We start from the raw sequence: 20,055 nt of genomic DNA, 5'->3' as shown, positions 1-20,055 counted from the left end.
GGCCAGTTCCGAGCATCGGCCCAAGCAGGATAATCTTTTTTCAGACCCCCAACCGGAAGGCATCATGGAAGCCGTCAACACTGTATTGCAGCCAGAGAAAAGTCGACGCCGGGTCCTCCTGAAGCTCTCCGGCGAGGTTTTCGGCGGCGGGAAGCTGGGCGTTGACCCGGAGACCGTCCGCGACGTCGCCAAGCAGATCGCCGCCGCAGTTCCAGAGGTGGAAGTGGCCATCGTGGTGGGCGGCGGCAACTTCTTCCGCGGCGCCGAGCTGTCCCAGAGCGGCATGGACCGTTCCCGGGCCGACTACATGGGCATGCTCGGAACCGTGATGAACTGCCTGGCACTGCAGGACTTCCTGGAGCAGGCCGGCGTCGAAACCCGGGTCCAGAGCGCCATCACCATGGGCCAGGTGGCTGAAGCGTACATTCCCCGCCGTGCCATCCGGCACATGGAAAAAGGCCGCGTGGTCATCTTCGGTGCCGGCGCCGGACTCCCGTACTTCTCCACGGATACTGTTGCTGCCCAGCGGGCACTCGAAGTCCACGCAGACGTGGTCCTGATGGCCAAGAGCGGTGTGGACGCCGTGTACACGGCCGATCCCAAGAAGGACCCCTCAGCAGAGCGGCTCGAAACGCTCAGCTACGACGACGCCCTGCGCCGCGACATCCGTGTGATGGACCAGACCGCCATGACCATGTGCAAGGACAACAACCTCTCCATGGTGGTCTTTGGCATGGAAGGTGAGGGCAATGTCACCCGCGCCATCCTGGGTGAAAAGCTCGGCACGCTGGTCACCGCCTAGCTACGGCTAGGATGTTTTCAGGACAGTTCCGCCCCCGTCTTTTGGGACCGGGGGCGGAAAACAGCAACCGAGAACCACGTGCACGGAGCCGGCGCCCCGGACTGCACCAGAACCGTCAGGAGAGACCGTGATAGAAGAAACCTTGCTCGAAGCCGAAGACAAGATGGACAAGGCCGTTGAGGTAGCCAAGGAAGACTTCGCTTCCATCCGCACCGGCCGGGCCAACCCGGGGCTCTACAACAAAGTGCTGGTGGACTACTACGGTTCCCCCACACCGCTGCAGCAGCTCGCCTCCTTTGCTATCCCGGACGCACGCACCATCCTCATCACCCCGTTCGACAAGACGGCATTGCGCGACATCGAACGCGCGCTGAGCGACTCCGAGGTGGGCGCCAACCCGTCCAACGACGGCAACGTCATCCGGATCACCATTCCGGAATTGACCAAGGAACGCCGCAAGGAATACGTCAAGATCGTCAAGACCAAGGGCGAGGACGCCAAGATCTCCATCCGCAACATCCGCCGCAAGGCGAAAGAAACCCTGGACCGCCTGGTCAAGGACGGGGAGGCCGGCGAGGACGAAGGCACCCGCGCCGAAAAGGAGCTGGACGGCATCACTAAGGCCCACGTGGACGGCATCGACGAGCTGCTCAAGCGCAAGGAAGCAGAGCTGCTCGAAGTCTGATGGGCCAGGCAGAACAGGCCCCGGCACAACGGGCGCGCACACGGGGGAAGCAGCCCAGGAGCAATCCAACACCAAAGGCCGGGCGTAACCTGCCGGCCGCGGTGGTGGTGGGCCTGGCCATGCTGTTCGCGGTGCTGGGCGGCCTGCTTTTCCTTCCGCTTGGGTTTGTGGCGGTGACCACCACGTTTGCCGTCTTCGGTGTCTGGGAAATCTACCGGGCATTGGAAGCGAACGGCACCCGGATGCCGATCGTTCCAGTGATGACGGGCACAGTGGCCATGCCGTTCTGCGCCTACCTCGGCGGCATTGAGAGCCTGCTCTTCGCCATGCTGCTCAGCTCGGTGGCCGTCCTGCTGTGGCGGTCGGTGGAAAGCGCAGCGGGCTCCGCCAACAGCATCTTCGCCGGTGTCTTCACCCAGGGCTGGGTGCCGTTTTTTATCAGTTTCGCCGCCCTTCCGCTGCATGCCGCAGGAGGCGCCACCCCGCTGGGTCTCTGGCCGGGCGGGACCATTCCCGACGGCGCGTGGCAGGTGGCGGTGATGCTGCTGCTGGTGGTGTCCAACGACACCTTCGGCTACCTGGTGGGAGCCTCCCTGGGAAAGCATCCCATGGCCCCGAAGATCAGCCCGAAGAAGTCCTGGGAAGGATTCGCCGGTTCCATCGCCGGTGCCATGCTGATCGGCGTCCTCGCCTGCCTCTTCGTGCTGGATAAACCCTGGTGGGTGGGCATCATCCTGGCGGTAGGAACCGTGGCGGCTTCCACCGCCGGCGACCTCGCCGAATCCATGGTCAAGCGCGAACTCGGCGTCAAGGACATGAGCAGCATCCTGCCCGGACACGGCGGCGTGATGGACCGGCTCGACTCCATCGTCTTCGCCTCCCCGGTGGTGTTTATCCTGTACGGGCTGGTCGCCGGAGCCTGACGCGGACTTAGCCTGACACAAACCCTTGCCGGATCCGGCCGCCCCTAGACTGGGCGGAAGCGATACGGCGGAAGAGCATTGAAGGAATCACAGTGGCATTGGACATTCATCGGCAGATCCCTGCGTCCTTTGAGCGCGTGCAGCGCAGCGAATATGGCTACAACGCCAAGCAGGTGGACCAGTTCCTGCAGCGGGCGCGGGTTTCCCTCGAAACCCCGGAGGCCGCGGCGCACCCCGTCAACAGCTCGGATGTCCGGGCGGTCTCCTTTGATCCGGTGAAGGGCGGTTATTCCGCAGCGGTTGTGGACGCGGCCCTGGACCGCCTCGAGGACGCCTTTGCCCGCCGCGAACGCGACGAGCTGATTGCGGCGCAGGGCGAGGAGGCGTGGCTGCGCGAAATCGGAAATCTGTCCGGAATCCTTCGCGGCCGCCTGCACCGCCCTGACGGTGAGCGGTTCCGCCGGCCTGCCAAGAAGAAGGCCCGCAGCTACAACACCGCCGACGTGGACCGGCTGTGCCATGAGCTCATCGCGTACCTTGAACAGGACAAGCCGCTCAGCGTGGACAACGTCCGCCGGGCAGTTTTCCGCCCCGCGGCAGGCAAGGATGGCTACGAGGAAACCCAGGTGGACGCCTTCCTGGACCGGGTGGTTGAACTGATGGCGGCCATCGACTGAAGCATTCAGCCCTCATCCGGGGGCGTGGGGGAGAGCGGCGTGAAGCGGCGCCACAGATTGCGGTAGCGTCGGCCCCCGCGCAGGACGGACACGGCGAGGAACCCCGCTCCGCACACGGCGCCTGTCACCGTGGCCACTGCCGTACCGGCGCCTGCCACTGTCACCAGCAATCCCGCCAGGATGGCAATCAAGGTAGCGTTCGCCGTCGTCATGAAGATCATGCTGCTGCCAGCCACTTGGCTGAAGCTTCCCCTGGCGCCGAAGAAGTAGTAGGTCTGCCTGGAACCGGCCTCGTCGTCGTGGTGCGCCGCCATGAGGTACGGTGCCACGGCCGGGTCAAGCTCGACATACGCGGCCCGCAGCCTGTTCATGGCGGTCACGTACATCAGGTCCTCGTAGGCGACGTTCATTACCCGGAGCTGGGTCAGGAGCCCAATCGCCGAGTCGATGAACAGGACAACCACGGCCAGCAGGACAAAGGCATCGGAAAAACCCGTGGCCTGGCCGACCAGCGCCACGCTCACCACACTCGCGGACGTAAAGGTCAGGAACATGCTGATCCGGGTCAGCACCTCGCTCTGGGTGGTGCTGCGGGAGGCAAGCAGGCCCCAATGCTCAGTGGCCAGCAGCTGCGCCCGCACGGACGGGGGGACTTCGGCCGGTGCGCCGGACGGGCTTTCGCCCTCGATGGACATGGCGCAATTCTCTCCCATCACTGGCATCAGCGCGAGGAAAAAGGAGCCTTGGGAAATGTAAGGGCGGCCGACGGCGGAATCAGCGTTCCGTGGCCAGCGGCCTTTCCGGGGTGTGCAGCCGCGTCATGACCCGGGCCATTGTTGCGGGGATTCTGTGCGCAGTGGCCCGCGAGACGACCACCATCACGGCGAAGGCCGTGGGCACGGTCCACGCCGCCGGCTGCGCCAGCCAGGGCGCGAGGTTCGCAGCTCCCGCCAGGGCACCGGCAATCATCGCCCCGCCGCACAGAAGCCCGCCCGTCACCATCCCGGCGATCGCGCCGGCGTCGGTAAGACCCCGCCACCAGATCCCCAGCAGGAGCACCGGGCACACCGTGGAGGCGGTGAACGCAAACACCAGGCCCACGCTGCCGGCCAGGGCCATCGAATCGGTCATAAAGGCGAAGCCCAGCGGCACGACGGCGGAGACTACCGCCGCGAGCCGGAAGCCGCCCACTTCGCCGCCCAGGACGTCCTGGCTGATGACGCCGGCCAGCGAGACCACCAGGCCGGAGGTAGTGGACAGAAAAGCGGCAAAAGCGCCGGCCACCACCAGGGCCGAGAGCAGGTCTCCGGCGGTGCCGCCCACCAGTTCGCCTGGCAGGAGCAGGACCAGGGCGTCGGCCTGGTTGGTGCGGGCCAGGCCGGGGGCAAACATCCTGGCCACCAGCCCGTACGCGGTGGGAAACAGGTAGAAGACGGACAACAGGCCAAGGACGATCACGGTGGTGCGCCGGGCCGACTGCCCGTCCGGGTTGGTGTAGAAGCGGACCAGGACGTGCGGCAAACCCAGGGTGCCGAAGAGCAGGGCGACCAGCAGCGAGACGTTCTGGTACGCCCCCGAAGAGGCCAGCCCGGTGGGGTTCACGGCAGGAGCGGACAGTGCCGGTGTTCCCGTACCGGCCAGCACAAAAATAATGAACAGGATGGGGACGGCCAGGGCCGTGAGCTTGAGCCAGTACTGGAAAGCCTGCACGAAGGTGATGGAACGCATGCCGCCTGCCACGACCGTCAGGCAGACCACGATCACCACCGCCACCGATCCCACCCAGGAGGGCAGGCCGGTGGTGATGCGGATGGTCAGGGCGGCGCCGTGGAGCTGCGGCACAATGTAGAGCCAGCCCACGACGACCACCACGAGGCTGGTGACTTTCCGGACAACCCGTGAGTCCAGCCTGGCTTCGGTGAAGTCGGGAATGGTGTACGCCCCGGACCGGCGCAGCGGGGCAGCAACAAACAGCAGCAGCATCAGGTATCCGGCGGTGTAGCCCACGGGAAACCACAATGCGTCCGTGCCGGAGAGCAGGATGAGCCCGGCAACGCCAAGGAAGCTTGCGGCGGAGAGGTATTCGCCGCCGATCGCCGAGGCATTCCACCAGGGCCGGACGGTCCGGGAAGCGACGTAGAAATCACCTGTGGTGCGGGAGATCCGCAGGCCGTAGAAGCCAATCACCGCCGTGGCCACGGAGACCACTGCGAGCGCGGCGATGGCGACGCCTGGATTCATGCTGCCGTCACTGGTCCCTGCTCGACGGTGCCCTGCCCGGGTTCACTGCGGATTGCCGGGTTCCCCTTCACTGGTCACCGGCCAGGTCCCGGTAGCGTGCTTCGTTGCGGGCTGCGGTCCGGACGTAGAACCAGGCACTGAGCCCGATCAGCGGATAGATGCCCGCCCCGAGGAGAAGCCAATTAAAGGGGATCCCCACGATGCGGGTCTCCGACAAGCCCGGTACGACGGCGAGCAGCAGCGGGAAGGCGGCGAGGATCAGCAGGAACCCGCCGGCCACCACCAGGGCAAGCCGCAGCTGGGAGCGGATCAGGGACCTGACGAACACCTGCCCCACCTCGGAGGCCTGAGCCGCTTCCCGGCTCTCCACGGCAGGGAGTGCCGCTGAGCGCGGAGCCGTCACGCGGACCCTGGTCATGCGTGCGGCCTGATCCGGGTGGCGCCCAGCTTCTCCCGGACGGTTGGCAGGTGGCGGCGGCTGATGGGCAGTCCGGCCCCGGCGACGGTGACGCTGGGCCCGTCCGCTGCCAGCTTCATGGAGGTCACATGCTTCAGGGCGACGAGGTAGGAGCGGTGGGTCCGGATGAACCCGGCGTCAGCCCACTGCTGTTCAAGATCGGCCAGCGGAACCCTGATCAGGTAGCTCGCGTCAGCGGTGTGAAGCCGCGCATAATCACCCTGCGCCTGGACGTACGTGACATCATCACGGCGGATCATCCTGGTGGTCCCGCCCTGGTCCACCGTGATCATCTCCGGTGCGGTACCGCCGTCGCGCAGTTCACTGATGCGGCCCACTGACCGTGCCAGCCGTTCGGCACGGACCGGCTTGAGCAGGTAGTCCACGGCGGCGAGTTCGAAGGCCTTCAGCGCATGGTCCTCGTCCGCGGTGACAAACACCACCGCCGGGGGATTCCTGCTTCCGCTGATGGCGCGGGCAATATCCAGGCCGGACACGGCCGGCATGTGGATGTCCAGGAAAACAGCGTCGATCTGGCCCGTGGCCAGCGCCCGGAGGGCCTCGCTGCCTGAGGTGGCCCGCTGGACGGTGCCGATACGGTCGTCGCGGCCCAGCAGGAACGCCAGTTCCTCGACGGCGGGCAGCTCATCATCGACGACGAGGACGTTAATCATCTTCCTAGATTAGCTTTCCGCGGCCCCGCCGGTTGATTCAGGCGTCGTGGCCGGGCTGGGACTTGGGCACGCGCATGGTGATCATCGTTCCCTCCCCGGGCGCCGTCTCGATGACCAGCCCATGGTCGTTGCCGTAGACCTGGCGGAGGCGGGCATCCACGTTCCGCAGCCCCACATGGACACCATCGGTATGGCCGGCCAGGGTGGACTGCAGCTGGGCAGGATCCATGCCCACGCCGTCGTCCTCGATGGTCACTTCGGCGTACGCTCCGGCGTCGTTGGCGGTGATGCTGATGTGCCCCGGCCCCTCCTTGGCCTCCAGCCCGTGCCGCACCGCGTTCTCCACGAGCGGCTGCAGGCTGAGGAAGGGGATGACCGTGCTCAGGACTTCGGGCGCCACCCGCAGGCTGACCTGCACACGCTCGCCGAACCGGGCACGCTCCAGGAGCAGGTACCGGTCGATGCAGCGGAGTTCCTCAGCGAGGGTGGTGAAGTCGCCGTGGCGCCGGAAGGAGTAGCGGGTGAAATCGGCGAACTCCACCACCAGTTCCCGGGCGCGGGCGGGGTCGGTGTTGATGAAGGATGCGATGGCGTTCAATGAGTTGTAGATGAAGTGGGGACTGATCTGTGCACGCAGGGCCCGGACCTCGGCCTCCATGAGCAGGGTGCGGGATGCGTCCAGCTCGGCCAGCTCCACCTGGACGGCCACCCAGTCCGCCACCTCGCTGGTGGCCCGGACCAGTCCAGCACCCGCCGACGGCGCAAAAGCCGCCACCGCCCCCACCACGCCAGTTCCCGCACGCACCGGCGCAATCACCGCAGCAAGTGGCCCACCCGTCCCCTCAGTCGGTGCGCCGTCCGCCGACGTCGGGCTCCCGGCGGGCAACACCACTGTCCGGCCGCCGGCAAGAACCCCTTCCGCGAGGCGCATCACGTGCGGCTTCAGTTCCTCGGCTGCGCCATCCCATGCCAGGACCCCGGTGGTGTCAGTGATGGCCAGGGCCTCGCAGCCCAGCAGCGTCCGCAGGTGCCGGCTGGCTTTGGCCGCGCCGGCCGGGTTCAGGCCGCGGCGCAGGTGCTGCCCCGCCTGCGATGCCGCATGCAGGGTGTGGTAGGTGGCCCGCTCCGCGTCGGTGCCCAGGTCCCGGAAGGAGCGGAGCACCTTGAGCCCCACGCCGACGACGACGGCCACGGCCATGGCGATAACCGCCACCGCGGCGGCGGTCAGGAGGGGGGAGTCAAGCATGGTGCCCAGCGTAGCGGCGGGTGCCGTTTGGCGCAGCATCCCGACCGTTGAGCGACGCCGGCGGGGCCAGGTATGGAATCTGGGGCATCCCGGAAAGCAAAGTGATTGCAGTCACACTTGTGGTTTCCCTGTCCGGGATGGGGTGTGTCAAGGCAAGTCTCAATGAGGAGGAACGATGGGTAACGAGGCCCACACTCCGGACGCAGCGGCGTCCGTGGACTTTGAACAGGTCCAGTCGACCGGGCAGTTCCAGGAACTGCGCAAGCGTCACCGCAGCTTTGTCTTCCCCATGGCAGTGGCATTCCTGCTGTGGTATTTCGCCTACGTCCTGCTGGCGGACTACGCCGTGGGCTTTATGTCCACCAAGGTCTGGGGCAATATCAACATCGGCCTGATCTTCGGCCTGCTCCAGTTCGTCTCCACGTTTGCCATCACCGGCTGGTATGTCCACTACTCCAACAAGCGCCTTGACCCCATCGCCAAGGAGATCCGGGACGAAATCGAGGGGCACGAATTCGATAAGCACGGCAAGCGAGTGGGCGGAGCGAACAAATGATCAACGTACTTGCAGCGGTTGATGTCGCCGCACTGAAGGACACCACCCTGCTGAACATGGGCATTTTCGGCCTGTTCGTCGCCGTGACCATGGTGATTGTGTTCCGCGCCAGCCGCAACAACAAGACGGCCGCCGACTATTATGCGGCCGGCCGCTCCTTCACCGGCTCCCAGAACGGAACCGCCATCGCGGGCGACTACCTCTCGGCCGCCTCGTTCCTGGGCATCACCGGCGCCATCGCCATCAACGGCTACGACGGTTTTATGTACTCCATCGGCTTCCTGGTGGCCTGGCTGGTGGCGCTGCTGCTGGTTGCCGAGCTCCTGCGCAACACGGGCAAGTTCACTATGGCGGACGTCCTGTCCTTCCGGCTCAGGCAGCGGCCGGTCCGCATCGCCGCCGCCATCTCCACCCTCGCCGTCTGCTTCTTCTACCTGCTGGCCCAGATGGCCGGCGCCGGAAGCCTGATCTCCCTGCTCCTGGGTATCAGCGACTGGGGCGGACAGGCATTGGTGATCATCGTCGTCGGCGCCCTGATGATCATGTACGTGCTCATCGGCGGCATGAAGGGCACCACGTGGGTGCAGATCATCAAAGCCATCCTGCTGATCGCGGGGGCCGCGGTGATGACCTTCTGGGTCCTGGCCATCTATGGCTTCAACCTCTCCGCCCTGCTGGGTGGTGCGGTGGAGACGGCCAACAACCCGGCCGTCCTGAATCCCGGGCTGCAGTACGGCAAGACCGAGACGTCCAAGCTGGACTTTATGTCCCTGGGCCTGGCACTGGTCCTGGGCACGGCCGCCCTGCCGCACGTGCTGATGCGGTTCTACACGGTTCCCACCGCGAAGGAAGCCCGCAAGTCCGTGGTGTGGTCCATCTGGCTGATCGGGCTCTTCTACCTCTTCACCCTGGTGCTCGGTTACGGTGCGGCCGCGCTGGTGGGTGCGGACACCATTAAGACCGCGCCGGGCGGCGTGAACGCTGCGGCGCCCCTGCTGGCCTTCCACCTGGGCGGCCCGTTGCTGCTGGGCTTCATTTCGGCGGTGGCCTTCGCCACCATCCTCGCCGTTGTGGCCGGCCTGACCATCACCGCCGCGGCGTCCTTCGCGCATGACATCTACGCCAACGTCATCGCCAAGGGCAAGGCCGACGCCGACACTGAAGTCCGGGTGGCCCGGCGCACCGTGGTGGTCATCGGCATCCTTGCCATCCTGGGCGGCATCCTCGCCAACGGGCAGAATGTGGCGTTCCTGGTGGCCCTGGCGTTCGCCGTTGCTGCTTCGGCCAACCTGCCCACCATCATCTACTCACTGTTCTGGCGGAGGTTCACCACCCAGGGTGCGGTGTGGAGCATGTATGGCGGGCTGGGTGCGGCGATTGTGCTGATCATTTTCTCGCCGGTGGTTTCCGGCGGGGCGACGTCCATGATCAAGGACGCCCACTTCGCCCTGTTCCCGCTGAGCAACCCGGGCATTGTGTCCATCCCGCTGGCATTCCTGCTCGGCTGGCTCGGAACCGTCCTGGACAAGAAGCGCGAAGACACTGCCAAGCAGGCCGAGATGGAGGTCCGGTCCCTCACCGGTGTGGGTGCCGAGAAGGCGGTCAACCACTGATCCCGGGACGCTCCGGTCTCCGGACCTGACCCCTCCTCACGGGCAACAAAAGAGCCTCCGCGCTACCTGGCGCGGAGGCTCTTTTGTGTTCCTGGTCCTGGCTGGGGGCTAGGCCTTGGGCCGGAGTTTGATGTTGGTCATCTTCAGCTGGTCCGTGCCTTCGAACCGGTAGGCAAGATCCACTTCCTTGCCGTCACAGGTGATGACGCCGGCCACGTCCGCGGCCTTGACACCGTTCTCGGTGCTGACCTTCAGGTCGTTGTAGGACGGCTTGCAGGAGCCGTCCATGTCCAGGCTTTCGACGCCGGTGATGAAGGCTTCCTTGGACAGCTGTTCCTGCAGGGCGGGGTCGAGGTAGTCGTCATAGGCTTTGGAATTTTCGCCTTCGATGACGAGTTTGGTGAAACCGTCGGCAAGGCCCCGTGCGTGGTTGGTGGCGCTGCCCACCACGTTCACCAGGATAACGATCCCCAGGATCACGAGCAGCAGGACGCCACCGATGCTGCCGAGGATGACCCAAAGCTTCCGCCTGCCTTTGGCCGGAGGCTGCTGGCCCGGCAGGCCGAACGGAGTGGCTTCAGGGTATTCGGCGGCGGAATTGCGGTAAGCACCGGCGGGGGCCTCGTCAGCACTGGAGGGGGTCCCGTAGGCCTGTCCGCTGCGCACCGGCGACTGCTGTGCGGGTACAGGCTGCTGCTGCGGCGCGAACCCGGGTTCTCCCGGCTGGTACGGTTCCTGAGGATTGCCCAAGATAAGGCCTTTCCGGCGGGGTGCAAAACATCGCCTGGTCGCGGGGCCACTGAACGGCACCCGTGGATAACTCGCAACAGCCTATAGCGGGCGGGCGTAGCGTCGTACTTTATGGCGGGGCATCCCTAGCCGACGTGAGTGCGTGCCGGACGCCCGTCCCCGGGACAGCGGCCCTGGTTCGGCAACAGCGGGGGGACTGCTAAGCGCCCTGCGAACCCCGCTCGAGTAGGGGCTGGACCCGGAACGGGATGAGTTCCCCCATGGCCAAGGCCGTGTCCGTGCGGTCCACGCCGTCACAGGCGAGGATCTTTCCGTTAATCCTGAAAAGGTCCTCCGCGTCCAGCGCCACCACACGAAGCAGCAGGTCGGCGGAGCCTGTGAGTCCGTAGCCTTCCAGGATTTCGGGGACGTCGGCCAGGTCCTTCGCCAGCTGCGCCAGCTTTTGCTGCTGGACGTGGACAGAAATAAACGCCATCAGCGGGTAGCCCAGGGACGCAGGATTGATCCGGCGTTCGAAGGACAGGAACACGTGCTTTTTCTCCAGCTGGGCCATCCGGGCCTGCACCGTGTTCCTGGACAGTCCCAGCTTCTGGGCAAGGGCCACAACCGTCCGCCGCGGGTCCTGGGCCAGGGCCGAGAGCAGTCGGGTATCAGTGCCATCCAAAGCTTGCATAATGCGCAACGTTAGCACCGTCCCGAGCGTCCAGACAGAGCATTCTGCTCAGCGACGGCCGCGGTGGTTGTACCCAATGAGCATTGTGAGTAGGGTCACAGTTATCCGGGGCAACGGCGCCCGGAAGGCCGGCGGCGGCGGGACCACAAGTCCATCGAATCCGCAGGTCAACGACGTGAGAGGTTGCGGCTATCGTGTCTACAGACGGAATGGGCCAACGCAGCGCAAGTGCCCCCATCGCTGCTGATTTCACCGGCGCGGGCGGTCCCGCTGAAGCCCCCGGGCGGGCAGGCGGACTCGTCCAGCTGATCACCCCTTCCGGGGAACGGGTCAGCCACCCGGAATTCGATCCCTGGTTGCAGGACATCACCGACGACCACTTGTGCTCGCTCTTCGAGGACATGACCGTCATCCGGCGCATCGACGTCGAAGCCACAGCCCTGCAGCGGCAGGGTGAGCTTGCCTTGTGGCCCCCGCTGCTGGGCCAGGAAGCCGCTCAGATCGGCTCCGGACGGGCCCTTCGCGAGGACGATTTTGTGTTCTCCAGCTACCGTGAAAACGGCGTTGCCTACTGCCGGGGCGTAGACCTCACTGACATCGTGAGGGTGTGGCGCGGAAACGCCTCCTCCGGCTGGGATCCGTACTCCATCAACATGGCCACGCCGCAGATCATCATCGGTGCCCAGACCCTCCACGCCACCGGCTATGCCATGGGAATCCAAAATGATGGCGCGGATTCAGCCGCCGTCACTTACTTCGGCGACGGCGCCACCAGTGAAGGCGACGTCAACGAGGCGATGGTTTTTGCCGCGAGCTTCCAGGTGCCGGTGGTGTTTTTCTGCACGAACAATCACTGGGCCATTTCCGAACCGGTCCGGCTTCAGTCGCACATCCAGCTGGCGGACAGGGCCGCAGGCTTCGGCATCCCCAGCCTCCGGGTGGACGGCAACGACGTCCTGGCCGTGATGGCCGCCACCAGGGTTGCGCTGGACCGCGCCCGGCGCGGCGGCGGTCCCACCTTCATCGAGGCAGTCAGCTACCGGATGGGTCCGCACACCACAGCGGACGACCCCACCCGCTACCGCGATGCCAACGAACTGGAGGACTGGGCGGCAAAGGATCCGATCAGCCGTGTTGCGGCGCTCCTGGACCGCAAAGGCCTGCTCACGGCAGAACTGCAGCAGCAGGTCCGGGACAAGGCCGACGCCGTGGCCCGGGAAATGCGCACGGGCTGCACCACCATGCCGGACCCGCAGCCGCTGGACGTTTTCAAGCACGTGTACAGCACGCCCAACTCCTGGCTGGACCGGCAGCAGGACCATTACGCCCGTTACCTGGCTTCTTTCGGGGATCCCGCTGAAGCCGTGTCAGAAGAAGGTGCACGCTGATGACCCAGATGACCTTTGCCCGCGCCATTAACGCCGGCCTGCGCAAGTCTTTGGAAAACGATCCCAAAGTGGTCCTCCTCGGCGAGGACATCGGCGCACTGGGCGGTGTGTTCAGGGTGACCGACGGGCTGCAGAAGGATTTCGGCACGCACCGTGTTGTGGACACGCCCCTGGCTGAATCGGCCATTGTGGGGACGGCCGTGGGGCTGGCCTACCGCGGCTACCGTCCCGTAGTGGAGATCCAGTTCGATGGCTTTATCTACCCTGCGTTTGACCAGATCGTCAGCCAGGTGGCCAAGCTGCACTACCGCACCCGGGGCGCCGTCAAGATGCCCATCACCATCAGGGTTCCGTTCGGCGGCGGGATCGGCTCCCCGGAGCACCACTCCGAGTCGCCGGAAGCCTACTTCACCCACACGTCCGGGCTGCGAGTGGTGACCGTGTCCAACCCGCAGGACGCCCACACAGTGATCCAGCAGGCCATCTCCTGCGACGACCCCGTGCTGTACTTCGAGCCCAAGCGCCGCTACCACGATAAGGGTGAGGTGGACGAGGCCCTTGATCCGCGGACAGCTGTTCCGATGGACCAGGCCCGGGTTGTCACCGACGGCACCGACGTTACCCTGGTGGCCTACGGCCCGCTGGTCAAGACTGCCCGTGACGCCGCTATGGCCGCTGCCGATGAAGGGATTTCCATCGAGGTCATCGACCTGCGCTCGCTGGCCCCGGTGGACTACGGCACCGTTGTTGCCTCGGTCCGCAAGACCGGCCGCCTGGTGGTGACGCATGAAGCCGGCCAGTCGGGCGGCCTAGGTGCGGAGGTGGCAGCCAGCATCACCGAACGCTGCTTCTACTACCTGGAAGCGGCGCCGGTGCGGGTCACCGGCTTCGACATCCCATACCCGTACTCCAAGCTGGAAATGCACCACCTGCCGGGGCTGGACCGGATCCTCGATGGGGTGGACGGTGCCCTGGGCCGGCCGAATTCCCTCAGCGGGCTGGAAGGATGAGCGGCATCATGATCAAGGAATTCCGGCTCCCGGACCTGGGCGAGGGACTTACCGAATCGGAAATCCTCAGCTGGAAAGTCGGCGTGGGGGATACCGTGAGCCTGAACCAGGTCATCGCCGAGGTGGAAACTGCCAAGGCTGTGGTGGAGCTTCCGTCCCCTTTTGCCGGCGTCATTAAGGAACTGCACGAGCAGCCCGGCACCATCGTGGAGGTGGGAAAGCCCATCGTGTCGTTTGAAGTGGCGGACGACGCCGGGACCTCCTCCTCAGCGCCCGTCACCCCCGCGACGTCCCCCGCAGGGCAGAAGCCGGATCCGGAGCAGGAGCCGGCGGCGGCCAAAAGGGAACCGAACCTGGTGGGGTACGGAGCCGTCGTCGAAAGCTCCGGCCGGCCGGTACGTCGGGCGCGCAACCTGGCCCCGGCGGTTGAGCCTGCAGGAACCAAGTCTCCGGTGGTCGAGCCTGCAGGAACCAAGTCTTCGGTGGTTGAGCCTGTCGAAACCGGGCCTGCAAAAACCAAGTCTTCGGTGGTTGAGCCTTCTGAAACCAAGTCTTCGGTGGTTGAGCCTGTCGAAACCGGGCATGCCGATACCCGGCCGCGTTCCACACCGCCGGTGCGGAAGTTGGCCCGCGACCTTGGTGTGGACCTGCAAGTTGTAGCCGGAACGGGACCACAGGGGCTCATCACCCGCGAGGACGTGCAGCATTTTGTGGAGGAGCAATCGGCAAACGCCGGCTCCCGCGAACCGGTGCGGGCTGCCCCGGAAGCGGCCGTGTCCCAAGGGGAGCGGGAAACCCGCACGGCCATCAAGGGGGTACGGAAGTTCACGGCAGCCGCCATGGTGCAGAGCGCCTTCACCGCGCCGCATGTCACGGAGTTCCTGACCGTGGACGTCACTCCCGCCATGGAGTTGCTCGCCAGGCTCAAGGGCAGCCGTGAGTTCACCGGCCACAAACTGACGCCGCTCACCATCGCAGCGAAGGCCGTTCTCATCGCTCTGCGCCGGAACCCCGCCCTGAACGCGCGGTGGGACGAGGCGAACCAGGAGATCGTGACTTATAACTACGTGAACCTGGGCATCGCAGCCGCCACGCCGCGGGGACTGACCGTTCCCAACGTCAAGGACGCCGGGTCTTTGTCCCTCCTTCAGCTTGCGGACGCGCTCACCGAACTGACGGAAACCGCGCGGGCCGGCAAAACCGCACCGGCCGAACTGTCGGGCGGAACCACTTCCATCACCAACATTGGCGTCTTCGGGATTGACGCCGGCACACCCATCCTGAACCCGGGGGAGGCAGCCATCCTGGCCCTCGGGGCCGTGCGGAACACGCCATGGGAGTACCAGGGCGAGGTGGCCCTGCGCCAGGTCCTCACGCTGAGCCTGTCCTTCGACCACCGCTTGGTGGACGGGGAGCAGGGCTCGCGCTTCCTGGCCGATGTCGGTGCCATCCTGGCCGACCCGGGAATGGTCCTCACCATGGTGTAGGCAGCTTTCTGGCGAAGCCGCGGCCCTGGACCGCGTAAGCGTTGCGCGCCAGCAACGCTTTGAGCGGCCCAGGGCCGTCCCCGTGTAAAGGTGGTTGGGATTCCCCAAGAGGGAATCCCACGCGCGGGTGTCCTAGTCCTGCGGGGCGTCCACCAGCAGCGCGGCCAGCGCCATGCTTTCCAGCAGGGGCCGGGCGGAACGGGCGGCCATTTTGCGGCCGTGGCTGCGCACGGAGTGCGGCGTGGAGTTGATCAGTCCAAACGTGGCATGCGCCCGCATCCGGAGTTCGGCGATATCGGTGTCGGGGTGCAGCTTGGCGAGGACGTCCACCCAAACCTCGACATAACTCAGTTGGAGTGCCCGTACTGCTGCCTGGTCCTGTTCGGAAAGGTTGCTGAAATCCCTGTCCTGGACGCGGATGACGTCCGGCTTGCCCAGGGCGAAGTCCACCTGGAATTCCACCAGGCACCGCAGGGCGGAGGCAGGGTCCGCGTTGCGGGCCGCGACCTGGCGGCCGCCGTCCAGCAGTTCCTGGCTGACGGTGACCAGAAGGTCCGCGAGGACCGCCTGTTTGCCGGGGAAGTGCCGGTACACGGCAGGCCCGCTGACCCCGGCGGCCGCCCCCAGGTCCTCCAGGGAAACACGGTTGAACCCGTTCACCGCAAACAGCGACGCCGCAGCCGAGAGCAGCGCCTGCCTGCGGCTCTCCTTCGCCTGCCCGCGCTGTGTTGATGGCGCCGGTGTTGATGGCGCCGGTGGTGATGGGGCGGGTGTTGGCGGGCCCTGTGTTGATGAACCCTGTATTGATGAACCCTGCGTTGACGGGCCGGTCCGGGCAGCGCCGGTCTGCGTGGCGTCGGTACTGCGCACATTTCCTCCTCGGATCCCGCAGATTCTAGCAAGAGCGGCTATGTGGTGGACTTCACAGTTAATCCAGACTAACCTGAATTTCAGTTATTGAACACTAACCGAGTTGCCCAAGCAGTCCTCGGATCGGAACAGGAACGGACCGTCAATGGAGACCCTTGCCACCCGGCTCGATGAGGCTGCAGAGGCGTTTGCGGCCAACCGTGCCGCCCAGCGTGAGCTTGCCGAAGAGTTGCGGAAGAAACTCGCCGACGCCGCCCTGGGCGGACCGGAGAAATCCCGGCAGCGCCATGTGGCCCGGGGGAAGCTGTTGCCGCGTGAGCGCATCGACCAGCTGCTGGATGACGGCAGCCCGTTCCTCGAAATTGCCCCGCTCGCAGCCAACGGGATGTACAACGACGAGGCTCCCGGCGCAGGAGTGATCGCCGGGATAGGCGTGGTCCACGGCCGCCACGTGCTGGTCATCTCCAACGACGCCACGGTCAAGGGCGGAACCTATTACCCGATGACCGTCAAGAAGCACCTCCGGGCCCAGGAGATCGCGCTGGAAAACCGGCTGCCGTGCATCTACCTGGTGGACTCCGGCGGCGCCTTCCTGCCCAAACAGGATGAGGTTTTCCCGGACCGGGACCACTTCGGCCGGATCTTCTACAACCAGGCCCGGCTCTCGGCGGCCAAGATTCCGCAGATCGCCTCCGTGATGGGCTCGTGCACGGCCGGCGGCGCCTACGTTCCCGCGATGAGCGATGAAACCGTGATCGTCCGTAACCAGGGCACCATCTTCCTGGGCGGACCGCCGCTGGTGAAGGCGGCGATCGGTGAAATCGTCAGCCCCGAGGAGCTGGGCGGCGGGGACGTCCACTCCAGGATCTCCGGCGTGACGGACCACCTTGCAGAGAACGATGAACACGCCCTGCAGATCATCCGCGACATCGTGGCCACCCTGCCTCCTCCCGCGCCACCGGCGTGGGACGTGAGTGCCGCCGTCGAACCCGTCACAGAACCTGAAGGGCTTTATGGTGCCGTGCCCGCGGACGTCAACGCCGCGTACGACGTCCATGAGGTCATTGCCCGGCTGGTGGACGGCAGCAAATTCCACGAGTTCAAGAAGGAGTATGGCACCACCCTGGTGACGGGTTTCGCCCGCCTGCACGGGCACCCGGTGGGCATCGTGGCCAACAACGGTGTGCTGTTCAGCGAGTCCTCGCTCAAGGGCGCGCACTTCATCGAACTGTGCGACCAGCGCGGGATCCCACTGCTGTTCCTGCAGAATATCTCCGGTTTCATGGTGGGCAGGGACGCCGAGCAAGGCGGCATCGCCAAAAACGGCGCCAAAATGGTGACGGCCGTCGCCACCGCCCGGGTGCCTAAGCTGACAGTGGTCATCGGCGGCTCGTTCGGCGCAGGCAACTACTCCATGTGCGGCCGCGCGTACTCGCCGCGGTTCCTCTGGATGTGGCCCGCGGCGCGCATTTCCGTGATGGGCGGCAACCAGGCTTCCAGCGTCCTGGCCACTGTCAAGCGTGAGCAGTACGAGGCAGCCGGCCAGGAGTGGTCCGCCGAGGACGAGGAAGCCTTCAAGGCGCCCATCCGCCGGCAATACGAGGACCAGGGCAGCCCGTACTACTCCACCGCCCGGTTATGGGATGACGGCGTGATTGATCCCGCCGACACGCGCATGATCCTGGGCCTGGCGCTGGACGTGGTGTCCCGAACCCCGCTGCCGGAAACCTCCTTCGGCCTCTTCAGGATGTGAGCCCCATGACCACGCCTTCCCTTACCACCACGCCCATAGCCCGGAAACCTCTCTTCGGCACAGTCCTGGTGGCCAACCGCGGCGAGATCGCCTGCCGGGTCATCCGTACCCTGCGCGCCCTCGGCATCCGTTCGGTCGCCGTATACAGCGATGCCGACGCCGGCGCCCGGCACGTCCGCGAAGCTGACACCGCCGTTCGGATCGGCCCCGCCGCGGCAGCAGAGAGCTACCTGAAGATCGACGCCATCCTTGAAGCCTGCCGTACGACCGGGGCCGAAGCGGTGCACCCGGGATACGGCTTCCTGAGCGAAAACGCCGACTTCGCCCGCGCCCTGGACCAGGCCGGCATCACGTTCATCGGCCCCGGCATCGGGGCGCTGAACATGATGGGGGACAAGATCCGCTCCAAAAACCACGTTGCCGGCTACGGTGTCCCCGTGGTTCCGGGGATAGCGAAGCCCGGCATGGCCGATGAGCAGTTGATCCAGGCCGCCGGCGCTGTCGGATTTCCGCTCCTGATCAAGCCCTCCGCGGGCGGAGGCGGCAAGGGCATGCATGTGGTTGAACGCCCCGAGGACCTCCCGGCCACCCTGGCCACCGCCCGGCGCGTGGCGGCCAGCGCTTTCGGCGATGACACCCTTTTCCTCGAGCGCCTGGTATCCACGCCGCGGCACATCGAAGTGCAGGTGCTCGCTGACAACCATGGCAACGTCATTCACCTGTGCGAGCGTGAATGCTCGCTGCAGCGGCGGCACCAGAAAGTCATCGAGGAGGCACCGTCGCCGTTGCTGGAAGCCCTGCCCGATGGCGGCGCCATCCGTGCCCGTATTGGCGAGGCCGCCTGCAACGCTGCGCGCAGCGTCAATTACAGTGGCGCCGGAACCGTCGAGTTCCTGGTCTCGGACGAAGCGCCGGATGAGTTCTACTTCATGGAGATGAACACCCGCCTGCAGGTGGAGCACCCGGTTACCGAGATGGTCACCGGGGTGGACCTGGTGGAGTGGCAGGTGCGGATCGCCGCCGGCGAGGAACTCACCGTCCGGCAGGCCGACGTCGAACTTAACGGACACGCCGTGGAAGCGCGCGTTTACGCCGAAGTCCCCGAGAAGAACTTCCTGCCGTCCACCGGGACAGTTCTGCTGCTGGACGAACTGCCCGCTCCCGGACAGTGGCCGGGAAGCACCCCCGGCGTGGAGGCGGCTGCCGGCAAAGGCCGGGTCAGGGTGGATTCCTCCCTGGTGGAGGGGCTGCAGCTTTCCTCCAGCTATGACCCCATGATGTCCAAGGTCATCGCCTGGGGCGAAGACCGCACCACAGCCCTGGAAACGCTGGACACTGCGCTCGCGGGCTACACGGCCCTCGGCCTGGACACGAACGTCGAATACCTGCGGCTGCTGATCAATGATCCCGATGTCCGCGCCGGCCGACTGGACACCGGCCTGATCGAGCGCAAACTGCCGGATATGGCCTTCCGCCGCGTGGGTGACGCGGAACTGGTGGCGGCGGCGCTCTTCGCAATTGCGGCGGAGGGACCAGAGGGCGGGGAGCTGCCGGCCGGCCCGTGGCACGCCCGCACCGGCTGGCGGCTCGGAGCGCCCGCGCCCCGCCGGATCAGCCTGGGAACGCCCGACGGCGGTGTGGCAACAGTGCAGGTGCTTGAATCCCCCCTGCAGGGGACTGCCACCGTTGCCGTGGGTGGTGGCGCCCGGCGTGAAGCCACACTGAGTTTCCCCGGTGCCGGCCGCGCTGAGATCACCCTTGACGGTGAGTCCGCAACGTACTCGCTGGCCAGGGTGCAGCCCGGACCGCATCCGCCCGGGCCTGACAACCCTCTGCCTGCCGAAATTTTCCTCGGCAACGGGGGCTGGTCCTGCCGGCTGCAAGTCCTGACCCGGGAGTCCCGGCTTGAACGGGTGCTTGCGGCCATCCAGCGGGAGGAGGGCGCCGCCGATCCAGCCGTGCGTTCGCCCATGCCGGGAACGGTGGTGTCCGTTCCGGTCAGTGACGGTGACGCCGTCACCACCGGGCAGGTACTCGTTTCGGTGGAGGCCATGAAGATGGAGCACCAGCTGCTGGCTCCGCTGGACGGAACAGTGCACCTCACCACCCGTCCCGGAGACCTCGTGAAGGCGGACCAGGTGCTGGCCACCATTCATCCGCACCCCGCTGCTGAGAGCACCAACCCCACGGACACAACAGCAAACAGAGATGCAGCCCCAGACACAGACGCAACAGGCAAAGGAGCCTAGC

At 65.9% G+C, this 20,055-nt stretch carries 19 protein-coding genes; 11 read left to right on the top strand and 8 right to left on the bottom strand.

Translation table 11 applies throughout. From position 1 onward, the window contains the following. Positions 1–64: 64 nt before the first annotated feature. The 4 genes from pyrH (at position 65) to QRN11_RS15880 (ending at position 3,087) form a co-directional block, all read left to right on the top strand. Entirely contained in the window at positions 65–802 is a 738-nt protein-coding gene (gene pyrH, locus QRN11_RS15895; RefSeq protein WP_091418227.1) for a UMP kinase, read from the top strand. Positions 803–929: 127 nt separating this feature from the next. Beyond that, on the top strand, positions 930–1,487 hold the full coding sequence (frr, locus tag QRN11_RS15890) for a ribosome recycling factor (protein WP_091418226.1): 558 nt from the start codon (positions 930–932) through the stop codon (positions 1,485–1,487). Continuing rightward, positions 1,487–2,410 carry a phosphatidate cytidylyltransferase gene (locus tag QRN11_RS15885; RefSeq protein WP_285313547.1) on the top strand — a complete coding sequence of 308 codons (924 nt, stop codon included), beginning with the start codon at positions 1,487–1,489 and terminating at the stop codon, positions 2,408–2,410. Before frr ends, QRN11_RS15885 begins: the two co-directional genes overlap by 1 nt. Positions 2,411–2,502: 92 nt before the next feature. Beyond that, positions 2,503–3,087 carry a DivIVA domain-containing protein gene (locus QRN11_RS15880; protein ID WP_285313546.1) on the top strand — a complete coding sequence of 195 codons (585 nt, stop codon included), beginning with the start codon at positions 2,503–2,505 and terminating at the stop codon, positions 3,085–3,087. Positions 3,088–3,092: 5 nt separating this feature from the next. Here QRN11_RS15880 and QRN11_RS15875 read toward each other — a convergent pair whose 3' ends face one another. The 5 genes from QRN11_RS15875 to QRN11_RS15855 form a co-directional block, all read right to left on the bottom strand. Further along, positions 3,093–3,782, bottom strand: coding sequence for a hypothetical protein (locus QRN11_RS15875; protein ID WP_285313544.1), 690 nt, complete (start codon positions 3,780–3,782; stop codon positions 3,093–3,095). A gap of 79 nt (positions 3,783–3,861) precedes the next feature. Next, positions 3,862–5,328, bottom strand: coding sequence for a sodium/solute symporter (locus QRN11_RS15870; protein WP_091418219.1), 1,467 nt, complete (start codon positions 5,326–5,328; stop codon positions 3,862–3,864). A 67-nt stretch (positions 5,329–5,395) separates the two neighbouring features. Then, positions 5,396–5,746 (bottom strand): DUF485 domain-containing protein, encoded by a 351-nt coding sequence (locus QRN11_RS15865; protein ID WP_091418217.1) that lies wholly within the window; start codon positions 5,744–5,746, stop codon positions 5,396–5,398. Further along, a complete protein-coding gene (locus QRN11_RS15860) occupies positions 5,743–6,459 on the bottom strand; it encodes a LytR/AlgR family response regulator transcription factor (RefSeq protein ID WP_285313543.1) in 717 nt (238 codons plus the stop codon). The genes QRN11_RS15865 and QRN11_RS15860 overlap by 4 nt, the downstream gene beginning before the upstream one ends. Positions 6,460–6,496: 37 nt before the next feature. After that, positions 6,497–7,705 carry a sensor histidine kinase gene (locus QRN11_RS15855; RefSeq protein WP_091418513.1) on the bottom strand — a complete coding sequence of 403 codons (1,209 nt, stop codon included), beginning with the start codon at positions 7,703–7,705 and terminating at the stop codon, positions 6,497–6,499. A 175-nt stretch (positions 7,706–7,880) separates the two neighbouring features. Between QRN11_RS15855 and QRN11_RS15850 the strand changes: the two genes are divergently transcribed. Both QRN11_RS15850 and QRN11_RS15845 read left to right on the top strand, forming a co-directional pair. Next, on the top strand, positions 7,881–8,261 hold the full coding sequence (locus QRN11_RS15850; protein WP_142062944.1) for a DUF485 domain-containing protein: 381 nt from the start codon (positions 7,881–7,883) through the stop codon (positions 8,259–8,261). Then, on the top strand, positions 8,258–9,874 hold the full coding sequence (locus QRN11_RS15845) for a monocarboxylic acid transporter (protein WP_091418212.1): 1,617 nt from the start codon (positions 8,258–8,260) through the stop codon (positions 9,872–9,874). The genes QRN11_RS15850 and QRN11_RS15845 overlap by 4 nt, the downstream gene beginning before the upstream one ends. 108 nt (positions 9,875–9,982) lie before the next feature. Here the strand turns inward: QRN11_RS15845 and QRN11_RS15840 are convergent, their stop codons facing one another. Next, positions 9,983–10,624 (bottom strand): hypothetical protein, encoded by a 642-nt coding sequence (locus QRN11_RS15840; protein ID WP_285313541.1) that lies wholly within the window; start codon positions 10,622–10,624, stop codon positions 9,983–9,985. Between the two features lie 199 nt (positions 10,625–10,823). Continuing rightward, the gene (locus QRN11_RS15835; RefSeq protein WP_091418192.1) at positions 10,824–11,297 is read right to left on the bottom strand and encodes an Lrp/AsnC family transcriptional regulator; all 474 of its coding nucleotides are present in this window, start codon (positions 11,295–11,297) and stop codon (positions 10,824–10,826) included. 236 nt (positions 11,298–11,533) lie between these two features. On the opposite strand from QRN11_RS15835, the gene pdhA reads away from it, so the two are divergent. The 3 genes from pdhA to QRN11_RS15820 are packed head-to-tail and all read left to right on the top strand — an operon-like array spanning position 11,534 to position 15,182. Next, positions 11,534–12,685 carry a pyruvate dehydrogenase (acetyl-transferring) E1 component subunit alpha gene (gene pdhA / locus QRN11_RS15830; protein ID WP_502935043.1) on the top strand — a complete coding sequence of 384 codons (1,152 nt, stop codon included), beginning with the start codon at positions 11,534–11,536 and terminating at the stop codon, positions 12,683–12,685. After that, on the top strand, positions 12,685–13,695 hold the full coding sequence (locus QRN11_RS15825; RefSeq protein WP_285313538.1) for an alpha-ketoacid dehydrogenase subunit beta: 1,011 nt from the start codon (positions 12,685–12,687) through the stop codon (positions 13,693–13,695). The genes pdhA and QRN11_RS15825 overlap by 1 nt, the downstream gene beginning before the upstream one ends. Before the next feature lie 8 nt (positions 13,696–13,703). Then, positions 13,704–15,182, top strand: coding sequence for a 2-oxo acid dehydrogenase subunit E2 (locus QRN11_RS15820; RefSeq protein ID WP_285313536.1), 1,479 nt, complete (start codon positions 13,704–13,706; stop codon positions 15,180–15,182). A 132-nt stretch (positions 15,183–15,314) separates the two neighbouring features. Here QRN11_RS15820 and QRN11_RS15815 read toward each other — a convergent pair whose 3' ends face one another. Continuing rightward, entirely contained in the window at positions 15,315–16,052 is a 738-nt protein-coding gene (locus QRN11_RS15815; RefSeq protein ID WP_285313535.1) for an SACE_7040 family transcriptional regulator, read from the bottom strand. Positions 16,053–16,197: 145 nt separating this feature from the next. Here QRN11_RS15815 and QRN11_RS15810 point away from each other — a divergent pair, with 145 nt between their 5' ends. Together QRN11_RS15810 and QRN11_RS15805 are read left to right on the top strand one after the other, a co-directional pair. Continuing rightward, positions 16,198–17,805 carry a carboxyl transferase domain-containing protein gene (locus QRN11_RS15810; RefSeq protein WP_285313532.1) on the top strand — a complete coding sequence of 536 codons (1,608 nt, stop codon included), beginning with the start codon at positions 16,198–16,200 and terminating at the stop codon, positions 17,803–17,805. A gap of 5 nt (positions 17,806–17,810) precedes the next feature. After that, on the top strand, positions 17,811–20,054 hold the full coding sequence (locus QRN11_RS15805; protein ID WP_285313530.1) for an ATP-binding protein: 2,244 nt from the start codon (positions 17,811–17,813) through the stop codon (positions 20,052–20,054). Position 20,055 lies beyond the last annotated feature (1 nt).

The organism is Pseudarthrobacter sp. fls2-241-R2A-168, assembly GCF_030209335.1.
Classification (GTDB): Bacteria; Actinomycetota; Actinomycetes; order Actinomycetales; family Micrococcaceae; genus Arthrobacter.
The sequence above is the reverse complement of the archived record's forward strand: the minus strand, read 5'-3'. Positions and strand labels throughout refer to the sequence as shown.